Below are 25,429 nucleotides of genomic sequence, written 5' to 3'. Positions count from 1 at the left end.
CGTTCAGTAAGCTTCGTTGAAGCCATAGAGCTGCGAGACCTCGTCATGATACGGAGTGATGTGGGCGTTCACCTGGCGTTGGTCAAGTCCGAACGGCGCTCCTCGTCCCTGGTGGGCACCGTGGCCGTGTCCGACTACGCGCACCCCGACGCGGACACGCGGCAGCAGCTCCGGCTGAGGAACGTGGCGGACGTACGCGACCGGTTCACCCGGGTGGCGCGCGGCTCGCTGGGGTTCGGGGAGAGCGTCCGCATCGACGACGCGGGAGCCGGGCGGCGGCAGCTGTGGGAGGGGCTGGAGAACTTCCTGGCCCACGACGCCGAGCGGAAGATCCTCTACTGGACCGGGCACGGGATCCACCGGGGGGACGACGGCTACTTCCTCGCCTGCGCCGACTCCTGGGAGGACGGCGATTTCGCCCCGGAGCGCGCCCTCGCCCTGACGGATCTCGTGGACCGGCTGCTGGACCCCGGGTGCGAGACCGACACCCTGCTGATCGTCGACGCCTGCTCCTCGCACAGCCACCTCGCCGCGGCCCTGCGCCGGGCCCTGCACCTGGAGCGGGACAGCGTGTCCAGGGCGCGGCAAAACCGGCAGTCGGGCTTCGTCGTCATCGGGACGTCGGGGATCGACGCGGAGGTTCCCGAGGGCCGTTGGGTGAGATGGCTGGAGGAGGCCCTGGCCGATCCGGACTTCGTGGCGCCCGACCACGCCCGCCCCTTCGAGCCGTCCGTCCTCTACCTGCCCCTGCCGTACCTGCTGGACGGCATCGACGCGGCGGCCGCGGCCTCCGGACTCGACGAGCCCGCGCAGCGCCCCGGCCGCACCGAGGTCCGGTCGCTGCCCAACAGCTTCCTGGACAACCCCCACTTCCGGGACAGTGAGCGGCGGGTGCACACACCCGCCGTGCTGACGGGACGCGCGCCGTGGGACGCCGCCGCTCAGTTCGGTCTCGAGGAGGGCAGTCACCTCAGCCGCCACTTCGCCGGCCGGCAGCGGGCCCTGAGCAGGGTGGTGCGCTGGATGGACACCCATCCGAAGGGGCTCCTCGCGGTGACGGGCCTCGCGGGAACGGGGAAGACGGCCCTGCTCGGCCGTCTGGCCCTGACCTCGCTCCCGGAATGGCGGGAGACCTTCGGCCCGGAACTCGACCCGTCGACGCTGCCGCGCCCCGGCACCGTGCACGCCGCCCTGAGCTGCAAGGGGCAGTCGGTGCACTCGCTGGTCACGGCTCTGTGGACCGTGCTGTCCCCGTTCGAGGGCATGGCCCCGCTGCCCGGGGGACCGGTCACCCCGGAGCAGTGCCGCACGGCCGTCGACGCCCTGGTCACCCGGGCGGGCTCCCTGAACCTGATCTTCGACGCCCTGGACGAGGCGCTTCCGGACCAGGCCCACGACATCGCGCGCCATCTGCTGAATCCCCTGTCCGAACTGGAGGGGGTGCGGGTGGTCGTGGGCACGCGGCCGCAGCCCCGCAGACGCACCGCGGCACCCGCCGAGGAGGAGTCGCTGCTGGACACCCTGGACCGGACCGTCGATCCCCTGGTGCTGGGCGACGACGAGGAGGCGCGGGCCGGCATCGCGGCCATGGCGCTGTCCGTGCTCGACACGGAGGGCTCCCCGTACCGGGGCCGGGAGAGGGACGCCGACCGTGACTGGACCGCCCGGCTCGTCGCGTCGGGCAGCCACGGCTCGTTCCTGGTGGCCCGTCTCGCCGCGACGGAACTCGCCCGCCGCCCCCGGACCGTCACCGAGGCGGAGCTGTCGTCCTGGATGACGTCCGGCGGCATGGACCTGCACCGGCGGCTCGCCGAGGAGGTCGACCACCTCACCGCCCAGCGGGGCGCGGAGCGCGCCCACGAGGTGCTGCGCCCGCTGGCCGTGGTCCAGGGGCGTGGGGCGGCACCGGGCAGGACCTGGCTGTCCCTCGCCAACGCCCTGCGGAATCCGGACAGCGAAGAGCTCACGCTGGGCGATCTCCAGTATGTGTGCCGGAGCGCCAACGGCGGCATCGTCGCCTCCCAGACCGCTCCGCACGGCGACGGGACGACCTACCAGCTGGCCCATCCCAGCTACGGCGAGTTCTTCCTCACCGGCGCCGGACTCGACACCCAGGACGCCCACCGGAGAGTGGTGACGGCGCTCCGCGCGCGGGCGGGCGCCGACTGGTCCGGGGCGGACGCCTACACCCTCGCCTATCTCGGCGCCCATGCCGCCCAGGTCGGGCCGGAGGAACTGCGGGCGCTCTTCGAGGACACGGACTTCCTGCTGCGCACCGACCCGGACGTGATGCTGCCGCTGGCCTCCACCCTGGCCCGGGACTGCGACGGGGCGGCGCTCTACGGGCGCGTCGGGGGCGCCTTCCGCGACTCGGCCTCGCCCCGGGCCCGCAAGGCCCTGCTGCGGGCGACCGCGTTCGTCAGCCACCGGGACGCCACCTACCGGGCGCTGGCGGCCGTCGACGGGTTCCTGCCCTGGCAGGAGTACTGGACCGACATGCCGCCCGATCCCCTGGAGTGGCGTCGTGCCGCCCCGCTGGGCGGGGCGAGAACGCTGAGCTGGCGGGCCGGTACGGGGGCGGCGGAACTGGTGGCCGACGACACGCTGACCGCGGGCGGGCGCGGCGAGATCCTCGTCCTGCACCCGGAGTCGGGCAAACGGCTGCTGACCCGTCGGACCGGGGAGACGTCCGGCGAGCGCGGGACCGCCCTCACCGAGGTGCGGGAGGTGGGCGCCGGACCCCACTGGACCACGATCGCCCGCGACGACCGGGCCGTCCACTTCTGGCGCTCCGCCTCCCGGCTGCCCGACCACGTCTACCGCTGGGGCGGCGCCGTGGGCGCCCTGGCCGCCGCCGAGCGGGCGTCGGAGACGGTCGTCCTGGCGGCCGACGGGCAGCGGATGTGGATGTGGTCCTGGAAGGGCGGCATGCGCCGGCTCGGCACACCGCTGACGGACATCCGCATGATCGACGTCGAACGGCTCGCCGCGCTCCCCATGGGGCCCCGCCTGTTCGCCCTGGTCGCCGGGGACCGGGCGGCGCTGCTCGAGGTCGACCGCGGCACGGCCGGATCCGGCGGGCTGCTCGCGGAGGTCCTGGACCTGGGCGGACTCGGGGCTCCCGCGCTCGCCGCCGCGGCGACCGCCGCGCCGGTGTCCGCGCCCGGGGGCCGGCGGTACGGCTGGATCGCGGTCGCCGACGGGAGCCGGGTGCGGGTCTGGCGCTGCGGGACGGACGACGCCGCCCCCGTCGCCCCGCCCACCGTGGAGCTCGTACGTCAATTCGACTCCTCGGCGCGCGGGCTCGTCTTCGGCCGCCACGGCGACGACCTGCTCCTCGCCGGCTACGAGGAGGTCACGGTCCGGGTGTGGGCGGTGGAGGACGAGGAACGGGAGGCGGCGTTCCGGATGACCGCGCCCCGGGACCAGGCGATGGCCTTCGAGCCCCACGGCCAGGGACTGCTCGCCGTGGCCGACGGCCCCGACATCCGCATGCTCGACGTGGGTCCCGCGCTCGCGGCCGGGCGCGGCACACAGCGGCGCCCGAGCAACCAGAGACCCGCCGTCGCCCTGGCCGCGGCACCGGACGGACCGCCGCTGCTCTGCCGCACCTGGGACGACCGGATCCGGGTGTCCCGGCCCGGCCCCGGCGACCCGGCGACCCGCCCGGCCACCGAGCTCACCCATCTGAAGCTGGTGACCGCCGTCGACGCGGTGTACGCGGCGGGCGCCTGGATCGTGGTCGCGGCGGCGGAACGCACCGTACGGATGTGGCGCCTGTCCGAGGACCTGACCGTCGAGGCGCGGCACGACCTCACGCTCGGCGGGGACGCCGGGGAGGAGGTCCCGTCCCTGGGCCTGGTCGTCGACGGTGCCGGGACCCGGCTGCGGATCTATGTGCCGGACGAAGGGCGCGTCGTCCACGGGGACATGCCCGTCGACGCTTCCCGCGGCTGGCGCACGGGCGAGCCGACACCGGCCGGGCTGCGCTGCTGCGACCTCGACGCCCGGTCCATGCGGGACGGGACGTACTGGCTGGCCGCCGACCTCGGTGACGAGATCCGGCTGTGGGAGCACGACGGGGAGCGCCCGAGACACGCGCACCGCGTCCCCGACGTGTTCCCCTCCCATCTGGCGCTGGGAGAGCTGTACGACCCCGAGGACGAGGAGTCCTTCCCCCTGCTGGCCTGGGTGGACGGCGGGGTCCATGTGAAGGACTGCTCGGCCGGGTACGGCAAACCGCCGGAGCGGCTGCCGGGCGAGCTCCCCGCGGTGACGTCGCTGGTGTTCGCGGGCCCCCCGGAGCGGCCCGTGCTGCTGGTCTGCGGCGAGTGGACGGCACCGCGGGTGTGGGACGTGCGGGCCAGGGCGTGGCTGCACGGGGAGGGTGTCCCGTGGCGCGGGTACGCCGTGCACGCGGCGGACGCCGCACCGGACCCGGAGGGCCTGGTGGTGGCGCTCCAGGGCAATGACCGGTGTGATCTGATCCGGCTGCCGCACTCCTTCTTCGAGCCGGGCCCCGCCGCGTCCGGGTGACGCCCGCGGGAAGCCCGTACGGCCGGACGACAACCAGGCAGGAGGAGCAAGGCAGTGGAGCACGACCTCGTGGTCTTCGTACCCGGTTTTCTCGGCAGCCGGCTGACCCGGGACGGCAGGGACGTGTGGGCCGGGTGCAGCGACGCCCTGCTCCGGTCCCGGCCCTCCTCCCGGGCGCTGGCGGAGATCGCCCTTCCGCCGGGTCTCGGTGACGAGCCGCCCGAGGAGCGGTTCCGGCTGGCGGCCGAGGAGTTGATCATGGCACCGGACTCGATGCCGGGTCTGCTCTCCTGCATGGGTCACCCCGACATCCGCGCGGCGCTCGGTGATCCGGTCCCGGGTCAGTTCGTTCCCTTCGCCTACGACTGGCGGCTGTCCCACCGGCTCGTCGCCGAGCGGCTGAAGGCGCGGGTGGAGCGGGAACTCACCCGGTGGAGCGAGCAGGTCGACAGGTTCTTCCCGGACCGCCCGGACGACCCGGGGGTCGTCCTCGTCTGCCACTCCACGGGCGGTCTGGCCGGCCGTTACTACCTGGAGTGCCTGGGCGGCCGGGAGACGGCCAGGACACTGGTCACCCTGGGCACACCCCACCAGGGCTTCGCCCGGACCGTCCGGCTGCTGACCGGCCACGCGACCGGGGACGACGCGAGCCCCCTGAACGAGGCCCTCCGCGACCTCGCCCTCGGCCTGCCGTCCGTGGCCCAGATGCTGCCGGTCCACGAAGCCGTCCGCGTCTCGGGGAAGAGCCGTCCACGGACCCTCACCGACCGCCGGTACCCCGTGCCCGGCCTGCCCGGCGAACTCGTCGCGGACGCCTTCTCCTTCCACGGGCGGTTCCACGCGGCGCGCGAGGCCCACCGGCGCACCGACGCCGGCGGCCGGCTCCCGTACGAGGTGTACTCCGTGGGGAGCACCGCTCACCCGACCGTCCACGCCGTCGGGCTCTCACCGGACGGGCTGCGCCTCGCCGAGGACGGCGACGTGCTCGGGCCCGGCGACGGTACGGTGCCCCGGGATTCCGCCGTCGCCGAGTGGGCCCTGGACGATCCGGACCACATGCTGTGGACCGACGCCCGGCACGCCGCCATGGCCGGCGCCGAGGCGCTGGGCGGAAAACTCGCCGCCATCAGGAAGGGCACCGCCGTGACCGGCATGCTCGCCGGTGACGAAAGGATCGCCCTGCACGCCCCCTCGGAGGCCGTCGCCGGCCGGCCGTTCGAGGCCGCCGTCCTGGGCGTCAATCTGGCGGAGCGCAATCCGCGGGCCGTCATGCGGCGCATCGGGAACCGGGCCGAGGAGCAGGTCGTCTTCGCCCCCGACCCGACGGGCCGGTTCCGGGCGGAGCTGAGAGGCGGGCCCGGGAGATGGCTGCTGGAGGCGAGGGTCGACCGCCCGAACGGCACGGACCGCAAGGTCGTCACCCTCTACACCATGTGAATCCCGTCCGCGACGACGTCCCCCGGCTGCCACAGGAGTACGACCATCACCTCGCCACCCTTCGAAGCCCCCGACTGGCCGCGGTGCGGCCCCGGTTGCCGTGGCCGGCGGGTCGAACCGTACGGACTCTGCCTCGCCCATCTCACCGAGGAGAGCCGCGCCGCGTACCTGGCCGGCCTGGAGCCCGGTGCCGATCTCGACCACCGGGGAACGCGGTTCGCACAGGACCTGCTGGACGAGCTGCTCGCCGCCCTCACCGATCCCGCGACCGGACGGCACCGCTTGGGGCGCGTCCTGCTCGACGAGGCGGAGTTCGGCGGTGACGCGCGGTTCCACGAGGTGGACTTCACGGGCGACTGCTCCCTCGGCGGAGCACGGTTCGGCGGCGGCGTCTCCTTCGACGGGTCCGTGTTCGAGCGGGACCTCAGGTTCGGCGAGGCGACCGTCGGCCGCGACGCCCGGTTCGACGACGTGGTCGTCCGCGGCGAGGCCTGGTTCCTCCAGGCCAGAATCGACGGCGACCTCGGGTGCACGGCCGTGACGATCGGCGGGAGTGCCGTGTTCCGGGGGCTGGTCGTCGGCGGGGACGTCACGTTCGGCAGGGCCGAATTCCACGGGCCGGCGCTCTTCGGCGAGGCGGACGTGGCGGGGCGGGCCTGGTTCGACGGGGCCGTGTTCCGGCACGACGCCCTGTTCGACAAGGCCCGGCTCGCGCGCACGGCCTGGTTCGACGGCGCCGAGTTCGAACGGCAGGCGCGCTTCGAGTCGGCGACCCTGGGCGAGGACGTCTCGTTCATCGGCACGCGCTTCACCGAGGGCGCCGGGTTCTCCGGGGCGACGATCGGCGGTGACGCCGAGTTCGGCGGGAACGGGATCGGCGGCGACATCACCTTCCGGAAGGCGACGTTCCAGCGTACGGCGGTGCTGGGTCCGCTGGTGCTCCCCGGACTGCTGGACCTGTCCGACGCGGAGTTCCACTCCGCCGTGACGATCGAGGCGGCGGCGGAGTCCGTGCGCTGCCGGCGGACGCGTTGGGGATCGACCGCGGCGCTGCGGCTCCGCCACGCCGAGGTCGACGGCAGTGATGCCGTGCTCCAGTTCCCGGTGGGCATCGCCGGCCGGTCCCGCCCGTTCGTCGTGGACGGCGAGGAGATACCCGAACCGGGTCTGTCCGATCCCCGCGTGCGCGTCACCTCCCTGCGGGGCGCGGACGCCGCGTACCTGGTCCTGACCGATGTGGACCTGACCGGCTGCCTGTTCGTGGAGACCGTCCATCTCGACCAGCTGAAGCTCGACGGACGGTGCCCGCTCGCGCTGCCGCCCCCGGGGCTGCGCCGGGTCGGCCGGCGGCCGGTCCGCTGGACCCGCCGACGGACCCTGGCCGAGGAGCACCACTGGCGCGCCGGACGGCAGGGCGCGGAGGGCTGGACGAGCGCGCCGGACGGCACGGACGTATGGGAACCGGCGGTGCTGGCTCCGGTGTACCGGCAGCTGCGCAAGGCGCTCGAGGACGGCAAGAACGAGCCGGGCGCGGCCGACTTCTACTACGGCGAGATGGAGATGCGCCGCCACGACACCGAGACACCCCCGGGCGAGCGGACCCTCCTCGCCCTGTACTGGGCGGTCTCCGGGTACGGCCTGCGGGCGGCACGGGCCCTCGGGTGGCTGCTGCTGGCCGTCGTCGGCACCGTGCTGGCGATGATGCTGTGGGGTCTGCCCCAGGACGACCCCGAGCCGGTGAGCACCGGCCGGGTCACCGGCGACAGCGTCACCCTGACCACCGAGAAGCCGGATCCGGCGAACCCCCGGGGGTCGTACGGCAGTCGGCTGTCGACCGAGCGCTTCGAGAAGTCGCTGCGGGTCGTCATCAACTCGGTGGTCTTCCGCTCCTCCGGGCAGGACCTGACCACCGCGGGCACCTACATCGAGATGACCTCGCGTGTCGTCGAGCCGGCCCTGCTCGGGCTCGCTGCCCTCGCGGTCCGCGGGCGTGTGAAGAGATAGTGCCGACGCGACCGTTGATCGTCGCCCCCTCGCGCTGACGGCCCGTACGAAGGACACTCGTGGGCAAAGGAGTTGCCGCCGGAGGGGGACATGACATGCGGGACAGTCATCGGTCGGACGCCGAGCGGCTGTTGGCGCGGGCCGTGGAGGAGGAGGTGCGCCGGTCGGGCGGGCGCACGGACGGCAAGGTGCTGCTCGCGCGGGCGCGCGGCGCGCTGGACGCGATGGCGGAGACGTCGGCCGAGGAGTACGCGGCGTACACCCGCGCCCTGGACGAGGCCGAGGCCGGGCAGCTCACCTTCCGGCAGCGCTACGCCCGCGAGGGCGCCGGGACCCCGCTGCTCGTCGCGGGAGTGGCCGGAGTGGCCGCCGTCGTCGCCGACATGGCGCTCGGCACCGGGACCGGGACGGCGCTGGGCGCGGGCGTGACCGTCGGGGTCGTCGGTGCGGCGACCACCGTGGTGAAGGTGGCCGGCTCCCATGTGCCCGCCGCCCATCACCGGGCGGGCGCGGTCAGCCAGCCGGGCGGGCCCGAACAGTTGCGGCTCCAGTGGCTGACCGCCCTGGAGGTACGGGGGATCCGCCCCTTCCTGGACCAGCAGCGGGTACTGGCCGCGTCCACCGGGCCGAAGCAGGCGGGACCGCGGCTGCGCGGCGCGGACAAGAGCGCGGCGGCCCGCGGCCGCAACGTGCTGGAGCAGTCCTTCGGCCAACTCCCCGAACCGCTCGGCCCGTTCGCGGGCCGACGGCAGGAGATGGCGCGGATCCGGCAGTGGGTGCAGGCGGCCCGCGCGAGTACGGAGACCCAGCCGACCGTGGTCGTGCTGCACGGCACGTCCGGCAGCGGCCGCACGACCCTCGCGGTGCGCGCCACACACGACCTGAAGGACCACTTCCGCGGGGCCTGCGTCGTCGACCTGCGCGGCGACAGCCCGGGCGAGCCCCCGCTGTCCACCCGGGACGCGCTGCTGCACCTGCTGAACCGGCTCGGGGCGCCCCGCGAGCAGCTGCTGTTCCGTGAGCGCTCCTCCCCCGACCAGCAGCTCAAGCGGCTGAGCGAGCTGTACCACCAGCATCTGACCGGCATGCCGGTCACGATCGTCCTGGACGACGCCTCCGACCCGCAGCAGGTCCGCACCCTGATCCCGGAGCGGTCCGACAGCCTGGTCCTGGTCACCTCCCGGGCGCCCCTGGGCCTGCCCGACGATCTGCCCGCCCGGGTGTACCAGCTGCCCGTGGAGCCGCTGGACCCCGCCGGTGCGGAGGAACTCCTGACGGCCGCCGCGCAGGACTCCTCGGGCCCGTACGACGCCGAGTCCGCCGAGCGGGTCCGTGAGCTGTGCGGGGGCCTGCCGCTGGCGCTGCGCGTCGCCGGTGCCGCCCTGGGCCCGCGCTCGCCGCTGGCCCTCGCCACGGACCTGGGCGCCTACGGACCCGTCGAGCCGGTCGAGCGCGCCCTGTGGCTGCGCTACACCGACCAGCCGGAGACCGGACGGCGGCTGCTGCGCCGGCTGGCCCTGGCCGGCCGGGCCTCGCTGGGCGCCGCCGCCGCGGCGGCCCTCCTCGCCACCGACGAGGCGGAGGCCACCCGGCACCTGACCGCGCTGAATCGCGCCGGCCTGATCGACCGCGTACGGCACAGCCGTTACCGGCTGCACGACCTCGTCCGCGCCTTCGCCCTGGCCCGGCTCCTCGACGAGGAGGACCCGGCCGAGCGCACGGCGGCGCAGGAGCGGCTGATCGTGAACTACGCCGAGCTGGCCGACTCGGTGCTGCGGCTGGTCGACGGCAACATGTCGACCCGCTCGGACCGCTTCAGCCCGTACGGCTTCACCTCGCTGGACGAGGCGCTGCGCTGGCTCGACGACGAGTCCAGCTTCATCACGGCGGCGCTGCGGCACGCGGAGGGCGTCGACCAGCGGGCGGTGCTGAACCTGCTCGGCGCGCTGTGCGACTACTGCCTGCTGCGCGGCGACCTCTACCGGCTCGGGGAGATCAACGAGCTGGCGCAGGCCGTGGACGAGGGGCTGCTGGTGCGCTCGGTGCAGTGGCGCACGGGTATCGCGGCACGTCAGCTGGGCGAGCTGGACAAGGCGCGGACGACGCTGACCTCGGTGGTGGACCTGTACCGGGAGGCGCAGCACAACGCGGGCGCGGCCCGCGCCCTGACCTCGCTCGGCATCACACTGCACCACCAGGGCAACCTGACGGAGGCGTCGGCGAAGCTGCGGGAGGCCCTGGATCTCCAGGCCGCGCCCGAACTGGCCACCGACCGCGCCTGGACGATGCACGCGCTGGCGGCGGTCGAACGGGACCGGGCCAGGCTGTCCGAGGCGCTGGACCTGCTCACCGAGTCACTGGTGCTGCACCGCGCGGGCGAGTCCGTGCACGGGCAGGCGTGGGCGCACTTCCAGCTGGGCCAGCTGAACCTGCGCAGGGGCGACGTCCCGCGCGCGGAGACCGAGCTGCGCACCGCCCTGGAGCTGTACGGCCGTACCCGCGACGCCCGCGGGGAGGCGTGGGCGCTGACCGAGCTGGCGCGGGCCCGGCTGGTGGACGGGGACGCCTCGCCGGCGGTGGAGGACCTGCGCCGGGCCGCCGCCCGGCACCGGGACAACGAGGACGCGCGGGGCGAGGCGTGGACGCTGTACTACCTGGGCCAGGCGCTGGAGGAGACCGGGGACCTGGACCGGGCGGTGCGCGAGCTGGAACGCGCCCGCACGATGTTCTCCCGGATGCGGGACGTGTACGGCCTGGCCTGTGCCCGGCACCACTCGGCGCGAGTGACCCGGGACCAGCGGGCGGCCCAGACGGGGTCGCTGCGCAACTCGGGCTTCGCCCGCCAGCTGCTGGTGGACGCCCACGCCGACTTCCAGCGCATCGGGGTCGCGCACGGGGAGGCGTGGACCTGTCTGGAGCTGGCGGTCGTCGACGCGGGCAACGCGCGCACGCAGCAGGCGCTCGCGCTGTGCGACGAGGCGGTGACCCTGTTCGTGTCCTACGGCGACCGGCGCGGCGAGGACTGGGCGCGCTTCCTGCGCTGCACGCTGCTGCCGTACGCGGCGCCGGGCGGCACGGAGGTCGGTACGGCGGTGGCCCAGGAGGAGCTGTCCCAGCTGGGCCGGGCCCGGCACGACCTGCGCGACGGGAAGCTGGCCGACTGCGTGGAGGCGTACCAGCTCCTCCTGGAGCGGGGCGTGAGCCTGGAGGCGGGCTGGCAGGCCTGGCACCTGGGCATGGTCCCCAGCCGCCACGCCCGCGAGGTAATGGGCGTACAGATAACCGAAAAACCGTAACCCGCGCCGGTCCCAGCCAGCGGTGCCAACGGCCAGGGTGGTCCCGACCAGCCGTCCCAACGGCCAGGGTGGTCCCGACCAGCCGTCCCAACGGCCAGGGTGGTCCCGACCAGCCGTCCCAACGGCCCGGTGGTCCCAGCCAGCCGTTCCAACGGCCCGGTGGTTGCGGTCAGCCGTTCCAGCGGGCCGGGTGGTTGTGGGCAGTCGTTCCGCTGGGGCGGAACGGGTGGGCACAACCACCCTGCAGCCGGCACCCGGCGTCGCTGCGGACCGGGGGATTCGCGCAGCCCGGCGCTTACGGGGTGCCGCTGCGCCCACCCGTGCCGCCCCAGCGGCACGACTGCCCGCAGTGGGGCGGCGCGGCGGCCGCAGTGAGCGGCAGGGCTCAGCCCTGCTTCTCCGCGGACTCGCGGGCCCCGGGGTCCGAGGACTCCACGAAGTCCACCCGCCCCATGTGCCGGTTCATCGACTTCATCAGCCCCCACACCGCCAGAGCCATCACCGCGAACACGATGAACCCGAGAACACCAGGGGTCACCTTGTCCTCGTCGAGTTCCTTCGCCAGAGGCACCAGGTGGGTCATTGCCAGGCTTGCGCTTGCGCTCATGTCAGGCATTGTCCCGGATGCCCGCGAAGAGGTCGTCCTCGGGGAGGGAGGTATCGACGAGAGACTTCGCCAGCTCGTACTCCTCCGTGGGCCAGACCTCCTTCTGGAGATCCATCGGCACCCGGAACCAGCCCCCGTCGGGGTCGATCTGCGTGGCGTGCGCGATCAGCGCCTTGTCACGGATCTCGAAGAAGTCCGCGCAGGGCACATGCGTGGTGAGCGTGCGCTCCTTGCGCTCGAACTCGCTCCAGCGCTTGAGCCAGTCCCCGTACGGCGACTCCAGCCCGCGGTCCAGCATCGCCTGGTGCAGCGCCTCGGTGCGGGGCCGGTTGAAGCCCTGGTTGTAGTACACCTTCAGCGGCTGGTACGCCGGGCCGTACTCCTCCTCCGGGTACTTCCCGGTGTCCGCCGCGCCCTCGAACGCCACCATCGTGATCTTGTGGGTCATGATGTGGTCGGGGTGCGGGTAACCGCCGTTCTCGTCATAGGTGGTGATCACCTGGGGGCGGAAGGCACGGATCTTGCGCACCAGCTCGCCGGCCGCCTTGTCCACGTCCTCCAGGGCGAAGCAGCCCTCCGGCAGCGGCGGCAGCGGGTCGCCCTCGGGCAGCCCGGAGTCGACGAACCCGAGCCACTCCTGCTTCACGCCGAGAATCTCCCGGGCCTCGTCCATCTCCTTCTTGCGCACCTCGTGGATGTGTTCCTCGATGTACGCGTCACCCTGAAGTTTCGGGTTGAGGATGGAGCCGCGCTCCCCGCCCGTGCAGGTCACCACCAGCACGTCCACCCCCTCGGACACGTACTTCGCCATGGTGGCCGCGCCCTTGCTCGACTCGTCGTCGGGGTGGGCGTGGACGGCCATCAGTCGCAGCTGGTCAGTCAAGACTCAATCCTCAAGTCGTTAGGCGCCCTCAGTGCGGCGGCGCAGTCGCAGGCTTCTATAGTGACCGAATCGGGGGACGAATAATTCCGGAGTTCCGTTCCGGGAAACGCCAGGGGACGCCGGTCCCCTCCTGCCGAGGAGACGATCATGAGCACGTCGAGCACGCGGCTGCCCGAGGGCCGCTACGGCCGCTCCTCGGACCAGCGTGCCGACCGCACGCTCAAGATCGTCGGCGCCGTGCTGTCGGTGCTGCTGCTCGGACTGGTCGGCTGGTTCGGCTACCACTACGTCGCCCAGAACGAGATCAGCGCCGAGGTGATCGGTTTCGACACCGCCGAGGACTCCGTGAAGGTGCACCTGGAGGTGCACAAGGACGCGGGGGTCTCCGGCTACTGCACGGTCCGCTCCCAGGCCGAGGACGGCGCCGAGGTGGGCCGCGCCGACTTCCGCTTCGACAAGGACGCCACGCGCGTCGACGAGGTCGTCACGCTGCGCACGACCTCCCCGGGCACCACGGCCGAGCTCGTCGGCTGCCACGCGGACTGACATCGCCTGACACCGCGGGGAATACCTCGCCACTGACCTGCGCTTACGTGAGTCCGGTGGCTTATGTCCTCCCCCTGCGGGCACTCAATTGTTAGGCTCGTGGTTTCGCCCATCTCTGGAGGACCATCCTTCTGGGTAGGGCGATGCTTTGTATTCCCAGTACCTACGAGGAGCACCTGTGACCCAGACCAGCGAGAACGTCACCTGGCTGACCCAGGAGGCGTACAACAAGCTCAAGGACGAGCTTGCGCACCTTACTGGTCCCGCGCGCACGGAGATCGCCGCCAAGATCGCCGCCGCGCGCGAGGAGGGCGACCTGCGGGAGAACGGCGGGTACCACGCGGCCAAGGAGGAGCAGGGCAAGCAGGAGCTCCGTGTGCGCCAGCTCACCCAGCTCCTCGAGAACGCCAAGGTCGGCGAGGCCCCGGCGGCCGACGGCGCCGTCGCGCCCGGCATGGTCGTGACCATCGCCTTCGACGGCGACGAGGACGACACGCTGACCTTCCTGCTGGCCTCGCGCGAGTACGCGAGTTCCGACATCGAGACCTACTCGCCGCAGTCCCCGCTGGGCTCGGGCGTCATGGGCCACAAGGTCGGCGAGGACGCGGAGTACGAGCTGCCGAACGGCAAGAAGGCCTCGGTGAAGATCCTCGACGCCAAGCCGTACGACGGCTGACCCGCCCCCGCGAGTCCCCGACGGGCCCCCGGCACCGCACGCGGTGCCGGGGGCTTCGTCATGCCGCCGCCGAGCGGTACTTGCGCACGGCGAGGGTGCGGAAGAACACGATGATCAGGACCGAGTAGATCAGCGACGCCCACACCGGGTGCTGCATGGGCCAGGCGTCCGAGGTGGAGACCCCGGGGTTGCCGAAGAGCTCCCGGCAGGCCTGGACGGTGGCGCTGAACGGGTTCCAGTCGGCGATGTGGCGCAGCCAGGGCGTCATGTTGCTGGAGTCCACGAACGCGTTCGACACGAAGGTCACCGGGAAGAGCCAGACCAGTCCGCCGGAGGTGGCCGCCTCCGGCGTGCGGACCGACAGGCCGATGACCGCGCCGATCCAGGTGAACGCGTAACCGGTGAGGAGCAGCAGGGCGAACGCGCCGAGTACCTCGCCGATGCTGGTGTGGGTGCGCCAGCCGACCAGGAGGGCGACGACGGCGAGCACGAGCAGGGTGAGCGCCGTCTGCACCATGTCGGCGAGGGTGCGGCCGGTGAGCACCGCGCCGCGTGCCATGGGCAGGGAGCGGAAGCGGTCGATGAGCCCCTTGTGCATGTCCTCGGCGATGCCCGCGCCGGCTCCGGCGGTGGCGAAGGTGACGGTCTGCGCGAAGATGCCCGCCATCAGGAACTCGCGGTAGACCTCCGGACTCGTGCTGCCGCCGATGTCCATGGAGCCGCCGAACACGTACGAGAACAGCACCACGAACATGATGGGCTGGATGAGGCCGAAGATGACCACTTCGGGGATCCGGGCCATGCGGATCAGATTGCGTTTGGCGACGACCAGGGAGTCCCGGATCGACTGGCCGATGGGGTTGCCGGGTGCCGTGACCCGGACGGTGTCGGTGACGGCACTCATTTCGCGGTCTCCTTGTCCTGGCGGTGGCCGCGTCCCTTGGCGTCCCGCGCGGTGTCGTCGTTCTCTTCCTTGACCTCCGCGACATGCCCGGTGAGGGAGAGGAAGACGTCGTCGAGGGTGGGGCGGCGCAGACCGATGTCGTCGATCTCGATCCCGTGGGTGTCGAGGTCGCGGATGATCTCGGCGAGGAGCTTCGCGCCGCCGGAGACCGGTGTGGTGATCTTGCGCATGTGGTCCTCGACCGTGGTGTCGCCCTTGCCGGCGCCGCGCAGGCTGTACTTGTCGAGGAGCGCGGAGGCGGACGGGATGTCCTCGCGCTCGTGCACCACGACCTCGACGCGCTCACCGCCCGTACGGGCCTTGAGCTGGTCGGAGGTGCCCTGGGCGATGACCCGGCCGTGGTCGACGACCGCGATGTCGTGCGCCAGGTGGTCGGCCTCCTCCAGGTACTGGGTGGTGAGCAGCAGTGTCGTACCGCCGGAGACGAGCTGCTTGATCACCTCCCAGAGCTGCTGGCGGTTGCGCGGGTCGAGGCCGGTCGTCGGCTCGTCCATGAACATCACGGGCGGCGAGACGACCAGCGCGGCGGCGAGGTCGAGACGGCGGCGCATGCCTCCGGAGTAGGTCTTGGCGGTGCGGTCGGCGGCGTCCGCGAGGTTGAACTGCTCCAGCAGCTCGTCCGCGCGGGTCTTCGCGGCCTTCGCCTTCATCTGGTAGAGCTGTCCGACCATCTGGAGGTTCTCGCGGCCGGTCAGATACTCGTCGACGGCGGCGAACTGGCCGGACAGGCCGATGGAACGGCGTACGGCGTCGGGCTGCTTCAGCACGTCGAGGCCGGCGACGACCGCCCTTCCGCTGTCGGGCCGCAGCAGGGTCGTCAGGCAGCGGACGGTGGTGGTCTTGCCCGCGCCGTTCGGCCCGAGCAGGCCCAGGACGGTGCCCTCGGGGACCTCGAGGTCGACGCCGTCCAGTGCCCTTACGTTCCCGAAGGTCTTGACCAGACCTTCGGCATAGATGGCGCCTGGCATATGAGTCTCCACGTCATCGTGATTCTTCGGAAAAGCCTAGGTTCGCGCGCAATGGCGTGCTCGGATTTCCGACACACCATAACGCGATGTATCGCGTCTCACAATGGGATTGCCCGAAGGAGTGACACCGCGTCCGGTGTCAGTCCATGACGGTGTAACCCGCCTCGCGCAGGGCCTGGTTGACCTCGATGCAGTGCGCCGGGCCCTTCGTCTCCAGGTGCAGCTCCACCTCCGCCTCCGTGAGCCCGAGCCGCGGATCGGTCCGTACGTGGCTCACATCGAGGACGTTAGCGTCGGCCACTGACAACGCCCCGAGAAGCGAGGCGAGGGCGCCCGGCCGGTCCGTCAGACGCAGCCGTACGGCCAGGTAGCGGCCCTGCGCGGCCATGCCGTGCCGCAGCACCCGCTCCATCAGCACCGGATCCACGTTGCCCCCGGACAGCACCGCGACGACCGGACCCTCGAACGCGCCGGGCCGGCTCAGCAGCGCCGCCACCGGGCTCGCCCCGGCCGGCTCGACGACCAGCTTGGCCCGCTCCAGACAGAGCAGCAGCGCGGCCGACAGCTCGTCCTCGGTGACCGTGCACACCTCGTCCACCAGCTCGCCGACGATCCCGAACGGCACGTCACCGGGCCGCCCGACCTTGATCCCGTCGGCCATCGTCACCGGGTTGCGCACCGACACCGGCCGCCCGGCCGCCAGCGAGGGCGGATAGGCCGCCGCGCCCGCCGCCTGCACCCCGACGATCCGCACATCGGGCCGCAGCGCCTTCACCGCCACCGCGATCCCGGCGGCCAGCCCGCCCCCGCCGACCCCGACGACGATCGTGCGCACCTCGGGGCACTGCTCCAGGATCTCCAGCCCCACCGTGCCCTGGCCCGCGATGATGTCCGGGTGGTCGAACGGGTGGATGAACACCGCACCCGTCTCGTACGCGTACTCCGTCGCGGCGGCCAGCGTCTCGTCGACCACCTGGCCGTGCAGGCGCACCTCGGCGCCGTACTCCCGGGTCGCGCTGATCTTCGGCAGCGGGGCGCCCTTCGGCATGAACACCGTGGACCGCACCCCGAGCAGCGACGACGCCAGCGCGACCCCCTGCGCGTGGTTGCCGGCGCTCGCCGCGACCACACCGGCGGCCCGCTCCTCGGGCAGCAGCCCGGCGATCCGCACATACGCGCCGCGCAGCTTGAACGACCCCGTCCGCTGGAGGTTCTCGCACTTCAGGTGCACCGGTGCGCCGATCCGCCGGGACAGGTGCCTGCTGCCCTCCAGGGCGGTCGTCCGAGCCACGCCCGAGAGCATCTTCTGGGCTCCGCGCACATCGTCGAGCGTGACGGTCCGCAAGGAGTCAGCCGTGCTGTAGCTCATGACTCCAGCATCGCAGTTCACAGACGGCGGCGACCGGTGTGACCAACCCGCGGACTCGGCTTTGCGCAGCGCCGGTACGGCCCGCCGTCCGGCCGCGTACCCTGTCCCCCAATTAGCAGCCCTCCACGAAGTGAGCCTCCGGCCATGCCCACAACACCCGACATGTCGACGGACATGAGGACGGACCTGACGGCCGTCGGTGACACCGGTCTTCTCGACACGCTGCAGCACGAGGTGGCGTTGTTCGCCCGCCGTGCCGAACAGACGCGGCTCGGCGGGGTCGGCCAGGTGCGCAACTCGATGGACCGCGCCGCATACCTGCTGCTCAACCGCCTGGACAAGGAAGGCCCGATGGGCGTCAAGGCGCTCGCCGCGAGCATGGGCATCGACTCCTCGACGGTCACCCGGCAGGTGGCTCCGCTCGTGGACACCGGCCTCGTCAAACGGACCTCGCACCCGGAGGACGGACGCGCGGTCGTTCTCCAGCTGTCCCCGCGCGGGCAGTCACGCCTGGAGGAAGTGCGCTCCTCACGGCGTCAGTTGATGGCCGAGCTGACACACGACTGGGCGCCGGAGGAGCGCGAGGCGTTCTGCGCGCTGTTGACGCGCTTCAACGGTGCGCTGTCTTCTCGGATGTCCACGCAGGAACGGGTGGACTCCTGAGCCCTGGGGGCTGCGCCCCCAGACCCCCTTCGGCCCTCCGGGCCTCGTCCTCAAACGCCGGACGGGCTGCGTGTCAGCCCCTCCGGCGTTTGAGGAGCGGGGGTCCGGGGGCGGCGCCCCCGGGGACGGGACGGGAAGGGGCGGCGGGGGCGGAAACAATCCGCTGCCGCTCGCGCGTGCACATCTCTTGACCAAGAGGCGCACCCTGGCCTGATATGAGAGCCAGGGCTCTCAGGGGCGACGGGAGGCGCGGTTGCGACCACGGCACACGTCCCAGAACGAACTCCGCGCCCGCGAATTCGCGGCGTACGTCGCCGGCGCGGGCACCCGCCTGCTGCACACCGCGACACTCCTCACCGCCGAACCCCGCGCCGACAACCCGCGCGCACGGCGCCTGCTCACCCTCGCCCTGGCCCACACCTACGCGTCCTGGGACCGGCTGCACGGTGAGGACCCCTACAACCACACCCGCCAGCACCTGGCGACCCGCTTCGCGAACGGCACCTGGCACCGCTGGGGCGGACTGCTCCACTTCCGCGACCGCCGCCCCGAGGGGCCGCTGGCCCGGCTCACACCGCAGGAACGCCTGGTCCTGGTGCTGCGCCTGCACGAGGGCATCGCCGAGGAACAGACCGCGGCGCTGCTCGGCCTGCCCGCGGAGCGCGTACGAACCCTCTTCAACCGCGCGATGGCCACCGTCCTGCGCCCGCCCCCGAGACCGGCCCCCGCGGTGGGCGGCGTCAAGGCGGTGCCCTCATGACCCTGATGAAGCGTGAGGCGACCGTACGGCGGATGCTGGAGCGGTCGCCGCCGCCCGTGCCGCCCGAGCTCCACGCGGACGCCGTGCGGCGCGGGGCCCGCATCCTGCGCCGCCGGACGCTCGCCCGCCGCGCGATGTGGCTGCTGTTGCTGGCGGTGTCAGTGGCGTTCGTGGTGTGGGTGGTGACCGCCCGTCCCTGGGTGGAGCCGCCGTCGGAGACGACTCCACCGCTGACGGGATGGTGACCGTTACGCGCCGAGCGCCTGCTGGAGGTCCTCGAGCAGGTCGTCGACGTTCTCGATGCCCACGGACAGGCGCACCAGGTCGGCGGGGACCTCGAGCGCGGAACCGGCCGCGGACGCGTGCGTCATCCGCCCGGGGTGCTCGATCAGCGACTCCACGCCGCCCAGGGACTCGCCGAGCGTGAACACCCGGGCCCGGTTGCAGACCTCGACGGCCGCCTGCTCGCCGCCCTCCACACGGAAGGAGACCATGCCGCCGAAGGCCCGCATCTGCTTGGCGGCGACCTCGTGACCGGGGTGGTCCGGCAGCCCCGGGTACAGGACGCTCGTCACGCGCGGGTGGCGGGTCAGCATGTCGGCGACCCGCGTGGCGTTCTCGCTGTGCCGGTCCATGCGGACCGAGAGGGTCTTGGTGCCGCGCAGCACCAGCCAGGAGTCGAAGGGGCCGGCGACCGCGCCCATCGCGTTCTGGTGGAAGGCCAGCTCCTCGCCCAGCTCCGCGTCGCCGGTGATCAGGGCACCGCCGACGACGTCCGAGTGGCCGCCCATGTACTTGGTCAGGGAGTGCACGACGACGTCCGCGCCGAGCGCGAGCGGCTGCTGGAGGTACGGCGTGGCGAAGGTGTTGTCGACGACGAGGCGGGCGCCCGCGTCCCGGGCGACCTGGGCGACGGCGGCGATGTCGGTGATGCCGAGCAGCGGGTTGGAGGGGGTCTCGACCCATACGGCCTTGGTCTTCGGGGTGAGGGCGGCCCGGACGGCGGCCGGGTCGGAGGTGTCGGCCACCGACCACTCCACACCCCAGCGGGCGACGACCTTGGCGAAGAGGCGGAACGTGCCGCCGTACGCGTCGTTCGGGATCACCACGTGGTCGCCGGGGCTGAGCAGCGTACGCAACAGGCAGTCCTCGGCCGCCAGTCCGGACGCGAACGCGAGGCCGCGGCGGCCGCCCTCCAGGGCGGCGAGGTTCTCCTCCAGGGCGGTCCTGGTCGGATTGGCGCTGCGGCTGTACTCGTAGCCGCCGCGCAGACCGCCGACACCGTCCTGCTTGTAGGTGGACACCTGGTAGATCGGCGGGACGACCGCGCCCGTCAGGGGGTCGGCGGTGTTGCCCGCGTGGATCGCGAGCGTCTCGAAGTGCTGACTGATGTGCCTGTCGCTCATGGGCACCGAGGGTAGTGCGCGCACGGTGCGGATGGCGGACGCGGAGCGGGCGGAACGGACCCGGCGGGCCGGTTCCGGGAGTTTTCCACAGGGTCCGGCACCGGGTTGGCCAATTGTCGTCGTGGTCTGGTTCGCTTGTGACATGGAGATTCTCTGGGTCCTGATCGCGCTCGTCATGCTCGGCGTCGTTGTGCTGCCGTTCGTCAGGCGCAGTCGCGGGACGATCATGCAGGTCCCCGCCGGCCACCCGGACGCGGCGGACCCGGCGAACTACGGCTTCGCCCTCGAGGAGGAGTTGGACGTCCGCATGCCGGGGCCCGACCAGGACCTGCTGGACGTTCTGGACCTGGTGCAGCGCACGCAGGACTACCGCGCGGCGCAGCAGCTGCTGGCGGGTACGGACGCGGAGGGCGAGCTGCGCTGGCAGCGCGTCCAGGCCTTCGCGGGCGCGGCCTCGCTGGAGCTGGCCCAGCGGCCCGGCGGGGTGAGCGAGGCGCCGGGCGGTCAGTGGCTGCGGGTGTGGCGGACCGAGGCGCCCAAGGACGCGGGCGGGGCGGCGGTGCACGCCGAGTTCCTGGTGCAGCAGGCGTGGCGGACGGCGGCGCCGGGGACGGACGAGTTCCGGATCATCATGGAGGAGGCGAAGGCCGCGTGCGCCGAGGCGGCGCTGCTGGCCCCCGGTGACCCGGTCCCGTACATCGTGGAGCTGTCGGTGGCGCGTGGACTCGGTTACTCCCAGCAGGACTTCGAGCAGGTCTGGCTGAAGATCCTGGACCGGGCCCCGGCGCACATGGGGGCACATCTGGCCGCGCTGCACTACTGGTGCGAGAAGTGGCACGGCTCGCGGCAGCAGGCGTACTCCTTCGCCGAGGCGGCGGCGGCCCGGGCTCCCCAGGGCTCCCTCCTCGCCGCCATGCCGTTGTTCGCGGTGTTCGAGCACCTGCCCGAGGTGCACCTGGTCGCGGGCTTCTACCAGAGCGAGGTCGTCACCAAGGCGATCCACGGCGCGCTGCACGCGGTGCACTCGGCCCGCCCGGACGACCCGATGTCGGCTCATGTGCGGCACCTGCTGATCTTCTTCCTGGTCCGCGGCGAGCGCTGGGCGGAGGCCATGAGCCAGCTCATACACGTCGACGGCCATGTCGGCGCCCTCCCCTGGACCCTCTCCCCCGACCCGGCCGCCGAGTTCGCCGTCTACCGCGCCCTGGCGGTGGCCGGCTACGAGGCGAACGGCGGCAGCCCGGCGACCCTCCCGCACTGAGCACCACGGCACGGACCCCGGCCGGCCACCCGCACAAACCGAAAACCTGAGCGGATTCGGGGCGCGCGGTCCTACGATCGGTGCATGTCGCTTCGCGGAGTGTTACGGACCGTCGTCGTCCTCGCCATCACCCTCGCCGGGACCGTCGGGGCCGGCACCGGGACGGCAGGGGCCGAGGAGGGCGAGTCGCCGCCCGACGGGCAGTCGCTGTACTACAACCACGCCTTCGGGGTGCTCGACCGGGAGACCGCCGACGCCATCGAGCACTCCGCCTATCTGCGCGACTTCGCCAACTTCCAGGTGCGGACCACGACCGGGGCCGACGGCCAGGTCTGGACGGGCCGCTATCTGATGGGCCGGGAGACGTATGTGGAGCTCTTCGGGGTCGGCGATCTGCCCGGCCCGGACGGACTCCTGGGCTCCGCGGGGCTGGGGGTCTCCACCGAGCGGGCCGGTGACCTGCCGGCCGTGACCGAGCGGCTGCGGGACCTCGGCGTCGTGGACCCCGTCGCGTTCCGTCAGACCCGTGACTTCGGCGACGGCGTGCCCGTGCCCTGGTTCGACGCCGTCCTCACCACCACCGAGTACGACGGCTTCAACGCGTGGGGGATGGAGTACCTGCCGGAGTACTTCGCCGACCCGCGCAGCAACACCGAGCCGGCCGCCCACCCCGGTGACGTGGGCCGGGAGCGCTATCTGTCCGACGACTACCGCGACCGCATGATGCGTGACGTGACGTACGTCCGCCTCGCCGTCACCGAGGGCGACCTCGCCGACACGGTGCCGCTGCTGCGGGCCGGCGGCTTCGCCGTGCGGACCGTGGCGGGCGGTGGCCTCGTGGCCCGGGGCGGCGGCACCACGCTCCGCTTCGACGTCGTCCCGCGCGACGAGGCGGGTCTGCGCCAGGTCCGGATGTCGCTGAACGCGCCCGTGGAGGCGCGGCACACGGAGCGGATCGGCCGGTCGGTGCTCACGGTGGGCCCGGGCGACGACGCCGTCTGGACGTTCGGCGACGGGAGGTAGCCGGCCGGCGGGGAGGCCGCTCAAGCCGCCGAGAGCTGCCGCTCCGCCAGGAAGTCCTCCCAGGTCCGCTCGCCCACCCGCGCCCCTTCCAGGGTCAGGTTCGCGCCGGCCCGGTAGGCGCGGCCCGCCTTGCCCGGAAGCGGGACGGGAAGGGTGGGACGGCGCCTGCCCCGGAGGGCGAGGTACGGCCGGGCCAGGGAGGCGAGGTCGTACAGGCGGGGGCCGGTCATGTCGGGGACCAGGCCCGAGGGCCGGCCCAGGGTGAGTTCCGCCAGGCGGGCCGCCACCTCGGCGGAGTCGACCGGCTGGAGGCGCAGGCCGCGCGGGACCGGCAGGACCGGCAGCCTGGTCATCTTCTCCACCACGGTCAGCATCAGGTCGTGGAACTGCGCCGCCCGCAGGGTGGTCCACGGGATGCCCGACTCCGCGACGGCCCGCTCGGACTCCAGCTTGCCGCGCATCCACGCCAGCGGGACCCGGTCCGCGCCGACGACGGAGATGAGGACGAGATGACCGGTGCCGGCCTTCGAGGCGGCCCGCACCAGTGTGCGGGTCGCCTCGTCGTCGCCCTTGGGCCCGCCCGCCAGGTGGAGCACCGTCCCCGCTCCGGCGACGGCCGCCTCGACGCCCTCGCCGGTCAGCAGATCACCGGTGACGTACGAGACGCCGTCGGCCGGCGGCCGGGCACTCCGGGTGAGGATCCGCACCTCGTGGCCCGCCGCCCGCAGCAGCGGGACGACATGGCCGCCCAGGGTGCCCGTACCGCCGGTGACCAGGATGAGTGATGTCATGGCCGCTTCTCCCGTTCCTCTCGTACCGCGTACGTTCCGTGTCGTTCGGCGATATGACGGAACGGACCGCGGGAGTGTGACCGGGAGGGCGGCGCCGGGTGTCAGATCGTTGCCGTGTCGATCACGAAGCGGTAGCGGACGTCGCTGTTCAGCACCCGCTCGTAGGCGTCGTTGATCTCGGCCGCGCCGATCAGCTCGATCTCCGCGCCGAGGCCGTGCTCGGCGCAGAAGTCCAGCATCTCCTGTGTCTCGGCGATGCCGCCGATCATGGAACCGGCGAGGGTCTTGCCGCCGCCGATCACCGAGAAGAGGTTCAGGGAGATGGGCTCCTCGGGGGCGCCGACGTTGGCCAGCGTGCCCTCGGTCCTCAGCAGCGACAGGTAGGCGCCGAAGTCCAGCGGGGCCGAGACCGTGGAGACGATCAGGTCGAAGGTGCCGGCCAGCTCCTCGAAGGTCTTCGGGTCGCTGGTGGCGTGGTAGTGGTCGGCGCCCAGCTTCAGGCCGTCGTCCTTCTTGCGCAGGGACTGCGACAGCACCGTCACCTCGGCGCCCAGCGCGTGCGCGATCTTGACGCCCATGTGGCCGAGGCCGCCCAGGCCGACGATCGCGACCTTCTTGCCGGGGCCGGCACCGAAGCGCTTCAGCGGGGAGTAGAGGGTGATGCCGGCGCACAGCAGCGGCGCGGCGACGTCGAGGGAGAGGCCGTCGGGGATGCGGACGACGAAGTCCTCGTCGACGACGACCTTCTGCGAGTAGCCGCCGTAGGTGGGCTCGCCGTCCTTGCCGATGCCGTTGTACGTCGGGACGTTGCCCTTGACGCAGTACTGCTCACGGCCGGCCTTGCAGTTCTCGCACTCGCGGCAGGAGTCGACCATGCAGCCGACGCCCACGCGGTCACCGACCCGGAACCGGGTGACGCCGGGGCCGACCTCGGACACCACTCCGGCGATCTCGTGGCCGGGGACCATCGGGAAGATCGCCTCGCCCCAGCCCTCACGGGCCTGGTGGATGTCGGAATGGCAGATGCCGGCGAACTTGATGTCGATCAGTACGTCGTGCTCGCCGACCTCGCGCCGCTCGATGGTCGTCCGCTCCAGCGGAGCCTTGGCGGCGGGTGCGGCGTACGCGGCAACAGTGGTCATGCGGGGGTTCTCCTCGTGAGGCGGTGCACCCGGCCGCTGCCTTCAGTGCGACCGGGAACGGCCTCCAGCCTGCGACAACGGCCGCGGCTCACCCAGACCACGGCTTTGCCTACGTTGGCTGTGCGTACCACTGGCGGGGACAGGATGGTGTGCGTACGACGGGGAATACTGGAGGCATGGACGAGCAGCACACCCAACCGGCCGGCCCCGCGAGCGGCGGCCTCGACCCGCGAGCGGAACTGAGCGAGTTCCTGCGGACCCGGCGGGCCCGGCTGAAGCCGGAGGACGTGGGTCTGCCGGACTTCGGCCGCCACCGCCGGGTGCCGGGCCTGCGCCGCGAGGAGCTGGCGCAGCTCGCCGGGGTGTCCGTGGCGTACTACACGCGCCTGGAGCAGGGCAACGGGCAGAACGTGTCGGCGGAGGTGCTGGACTCGATCGCGCGGGCCCTGCGCCTCACCGACGCCGAGCGGTCCCACCTCACGCATCTGGCGAAGCCGAAGCTGCGGCGGAAGAAGCCGGTGGCCAGGACCCAGCAGGCCCGCCCGGCGCTGCGGCACCTGCTGGAGTCGATGGACACGGTCCCGGCGTACGTCGTGGGCCGGCGCTCGGAGATCCTCGCCTGGAACCGGATGGCGGCGGCGGTCTTCGGGGACTGGGGGAAGCTTCCGGCGCAGGAGCGGAACTGGGCGCGGCTGGTGTTCCTGCACCCGGACCAGCGGGAGCTGTTCGTGGAGTGGGACCAGAAGGCGTCCGACATGGTCGCCTATCTGCGGATGGACGCGGGCCTCCACCCGGACGACCCCCAGCTGTCCTCGCTGGTCGGCGAGCTCTCCGTCAAGAGCGAGGAGTTCCGCAGGCTGTGGGCGGCGCACGACGTCAAGGAGAAGAGCCACGGCGTGAAGCGGCTCAGGCACCCCCTGGTCGGGGAACTGACGCTGCTCTGGGAGTCGTTCCGCCCGGCCGGTGACGACTGCGGGCAGTCGCTGGTCACGTACTTCGCGGAGCCGGACACGCCGTCGGCGGAGGCGCTGCGGCTGCTGGGCAGCTGGAGCGCGGACACGACGCGGTCCGGGACCTCCGCGCCCGCCGCCTGATAC

Annotated in this window: 20 protein-coding genes; 12 read left to right on the top strand and 8 right to left on the bottom strand. The window is 72.6% G+C overall.

The window, feature by feature from the left end:
- The first annotated feature begins 60 nt into the window (after positions 1 to 60).
- The 4 genes from ACZ470_RS06475 to ACZ470_RS06460 all read left to right on the top strand — a co-directional run bounded on the left by ACZ470_RS06475 (position 61) and on the right by ACZ470_RS06460 (position 11,273).
- Positions 61 to 4,536: a peptidase C14 caspase catalytic subunit p20 gene (locus tag ACZ470_RS06475; RefSeq protein WP_468424931.1), complete on the top strand. Its 4,476-nt coding sequence runs from the start codon at positions 61 to 63 to the stop codon at positions 4,534 to 4,536.
- Between the two features lie 54 nt (positions 4,537 to 4,590).
- A complete protein-coding gene (locus tag ACZ470_RS06470; RefSeq protein ID WP_468424930.1) occupies positions 4,591 to 5,973 on the top strand; it encodes an alpha/beta hydrolase in 1,383 nt (460 codons plus the stop codon).
- A 282-nt stretch (positions 5,974 to 6,255) separates the two neighbouring features.
- A complete protein-coding gene (locus tag ACZ470_RS06465) occupies positions 6,256 to 7,977 on the top strand; it encodes a pentapeptide repeat-containing protein (RefSeq protein ID WP_468424928.1) in 1,722 nt (573 codons plus the stop codon).
- A gap of 95 nt (positions 7,978 to 8,072) precedes the next feature.
- Entirely contained in the window at positions 8,073 to 11,273 is a 3,201-nt protein-coding gene (locus ACZ470_RS06460) for a tetratricopeptide repeat protein (RefSeq protein WP_468424926.1), read from the top strand.
- Between the two features lie 385 nt (positions 11,274 to 11,658).
- Here ACZ470_RS06460 and ACZ470_RS06455 read toward each other — a convergent pair whose 3' ends face one another.
- Positions 11,659 to 11,889 (bottom strand): hypothetical protein, encoded by a 231-nt coding sequence (locus ACZ470_RS06455; RefSeq protein WP_468424924.1) that lies wholly within the window; start codon positions 11,887 to 11,889, stop codon positions 11,659 to 11,661.
- Positions 11,882 to 12,763, bottom strand: a complete 882-nt coding sequence (gene mca, locus ACZ470_RS06450) for a mycothiol conjugate amidase Mca (protein ID WP_468424922.1) — start codon at positions 12,761 to 12,763, stop codon at positions 11,882 to 11,884. The genes ACZ470_RS06455 and mca overlap by 8 nt, the downstream gene beginning before the upstream one ends.
- A 147-nt stretch (positions 12,764 to 12,910) precedes the next feature.
- Here mca and ACZ470_RS06445 point away from each other — a divergent pair, with 147 nt between their 5' ends.
- Positions 12,911 to 13,309 (top strand): DUF4307 domain-containing protein, encoded by a 399-nt coding sequence (locus tag ACZ470_RS06445; protein ID WP_468424920.1) that lies wholly within the window; start codon positions 12,911 to 12,913, stop codon positions 13,307 to 13,309.
- A 178-nt stretch (positions 13,310 to 13,487) separates the two neighbouring features.
- Positions 13,488 to 13,985, top strand: a complete 498-nt coding sequence (gene greA, locus ACZ470_RS06440) for a transcription elongation factor GreA (RefSeq protein WP_468424919.1) — start codon at positions 13,488 to 13,490, stop codon at positions 13,983 to 13,985.
- A gap of 58 nt (positions 13,986 to 14,043) precedes the next feature.
- Here the strand turns inward: greA and ACZ470_RS06435 are convergent, their stop codons facing one another.
- The 3 genes from ACZ470_RS06435 to ilvA all read right to left on the bottom strand — a co-directional run bounded on the left by ACZ470_RS06435 (position 14,044) and on the right by ilvA (position 17,286).
- Positions 14,044 to 14,889, bottom strand: a complete 846-nt coding sequence (locus ACZ470_RS06435) for an ABC transporter permease (protein ID WP_468424918.1) — start codon at positions 14,887 to 14,889, stop codon at positions 14,044 to 14,046.
- On the bottom strand, positions 14,886 to 15,917 hold the full coding sequence (locus tag ACZ470_RS06430) for an ATP-binding cassette domain-containing protein (RefSeq protein WP_468424917.1): 1,032 nt from the start codon (positions 15,915 to 15,917) through the stop codon (positions 14,886 to 14,888). Before ACZ470_RS06430 ends, ACZ470_RS06435 begins: the two co-directional genes overlap by 4 nt.
- Positions 15,918 to 16,056: 139 nt before the next feature.
- Complete coding sequence (gene ilvA, locus ACZ470_RS06425) at positions 16,057 to 17,286, bottom strand: threonine ammonia-lyase (protein ID WP_468424915.1); 1,230 nt, start codon at positions 17,284 to 17,286, stop codon at positions 16,057 to 16,059.
- Positions 17,287 to 17,460: 174 nt separating this feature from the next.
- Between ilvA and ACZ470_RS06420 the strand changes: the two genes are divergently transcribed.
- From ACZ470_RS06420 to ACZ470_RS06410, 3 genes are all read left to right on the top strand, one after another.
- Positions 17,461 to 17,949, top strand: a complete 489-nt coding sequence (locus ACZ470_RS06420) for a MarR family winged helix-turn-helix transcriptional regulator (protein ID WP_468425206.1) — start codon at positions 17,461 to 17,463, stop codon at positions 17,947 to 17,949.
- 253 nt (positions 17,950 to 18,202) lie between these two features.
- Positions 18,203 to 18,709 carry a sigma factor-like helix-turn-helix DNA-binding protein gene (locus tag ACZ470_RS06415; RefSeq protein ID WP_468424913.1) on the top strand — a complete coding sequence of 169 codons (507 nt, stop codon included), beginning with the start codon at positions 18,203 to 18,205 and terminating at the stop codon, positions 18,707 to 18,709.
- Positions 18,706 to 18,954 carry a hypothetical protein gene (locus tag ACZ470_RS06410; RefSeq protein WP_468424911.1) on the top strand — a complete coding sequence of 83 codons (249 nt, stop codon included), beginning with the start codon at positions 18,706 to 18,708 and terminating at the stop codon, positions 18,952 to 18,954. Before ACZ470_RS06415 ends, ACZ470_RS06410 begins: the two co-directional genes overlap by 4 nt.
- Before the next feature lie 3 nt (positions 18,955 to 18,957).
- Here ACZ470_RS06410 and ACZ470_RS06405 read toward each other — a convergent pair whose 3' ends face one another.
- Positions 18,958 to 20,115, bottom strand: a complete 1,158-nt coding sequence (locus ACZ470_RS06405; RefSeq protein ID WP_468424910.1) for a cystathionine gamma-synthase — start codon at positions 20,113 to 20,115, stop codon at positions 18,958 to 18,960.
- Between the two features lie 142 nt (positions 20,116 to 20,257).
- Between ACZ470_RS06405 and ACZ470_RS06400 the strand changes: the two genes are divergently transcribed.
- Together ACZ470_RS06400 and ACZ470_RS06395 are read left to right on the top strand one after the other, a co-directional pair.
- Positions 20,258 to 21,376, top strand: a complete 1,119-nt coding sequence (locus ACZ470_RS06400) for a hypothetical protein (protein ID WP_468424909.1) — start codon at positions 20,258 to 20,260, stop codon at positions 21,374 to 21,376.
- 84 nt (positions 21,377 to 21,460) lie between these two features.
- Positions 21,461 to 22,399 (top strand): DUF5829 family protein, encoded by a 939-nt coding sequence (locus ACZ470_RS06395; protein WP_468424908.1) that lies wholly within the window; start codon positions 21,461 to 21,463, stop codon positions 22,397 to 22,399.
- A gap of 20 nt (positions 22,400 to 22,419) precedes the next feature.
- Here ACZ470_RS06395 and ACZ470_RS06390 read toward each other — a convergent pair whose 3' ends face one another.
- Together ACZ470_RS06390 and ACZ470_RS06385 are read right to left on the bottom strand one after the other, a co-directional pair.
- Positions 22,420 to 23,190: an SDR family oxidoreductase gene (locus ACZ470_RS06390; protein ID WP_468424906.1), complete on the bottom strand. Its 771-nt coding sequence runs from the start codon at positions 23,188 to 23,190 to the stop codon at positions 22,420 to 22,422.
- Between the two features lie 101 nt (positions 23,191 to 23,291).
- Positions 23,292 to 24,332, bottom strand: a complete 1,041-nt coding sequence (locus ACZ470_RS06385) for an NAD(P)-dependent alcohol dehydrogenase (protein ID WP_468424905.1) — start codon at positions 24,330 to 24,332, stop codon at positions 23,292 to 23,294.
- Positions 24,333 to 24,508: 176 nt separating this feature from the next.
- Between ACZ470_RS06385 and ACZ470_RS06380 the strand changes: the two genes are divergently transcribed.
- Positions 24,509 to 25,426: a helix-turn-helix transcriptional regulator gene (locus ACZ470_RS06380; RefSeq protein ID WP_468424903.1), complete on the top strand. Its 918-nt coding sequence runs from the start codon at positions 24,509 to 24,511 to the stop codon at positions 25,424 to 25,426.
- Positions 25,427 to 25,429 lie beyond the last annotated feature (3 nt).

The sequence above is a fragment of the Streptomyces sp. NPDC031111 genome, from assembly GCF_055570675.1.
This window is presented reverse-complemented; position numbering and strand designations above follow the sequence as displayed.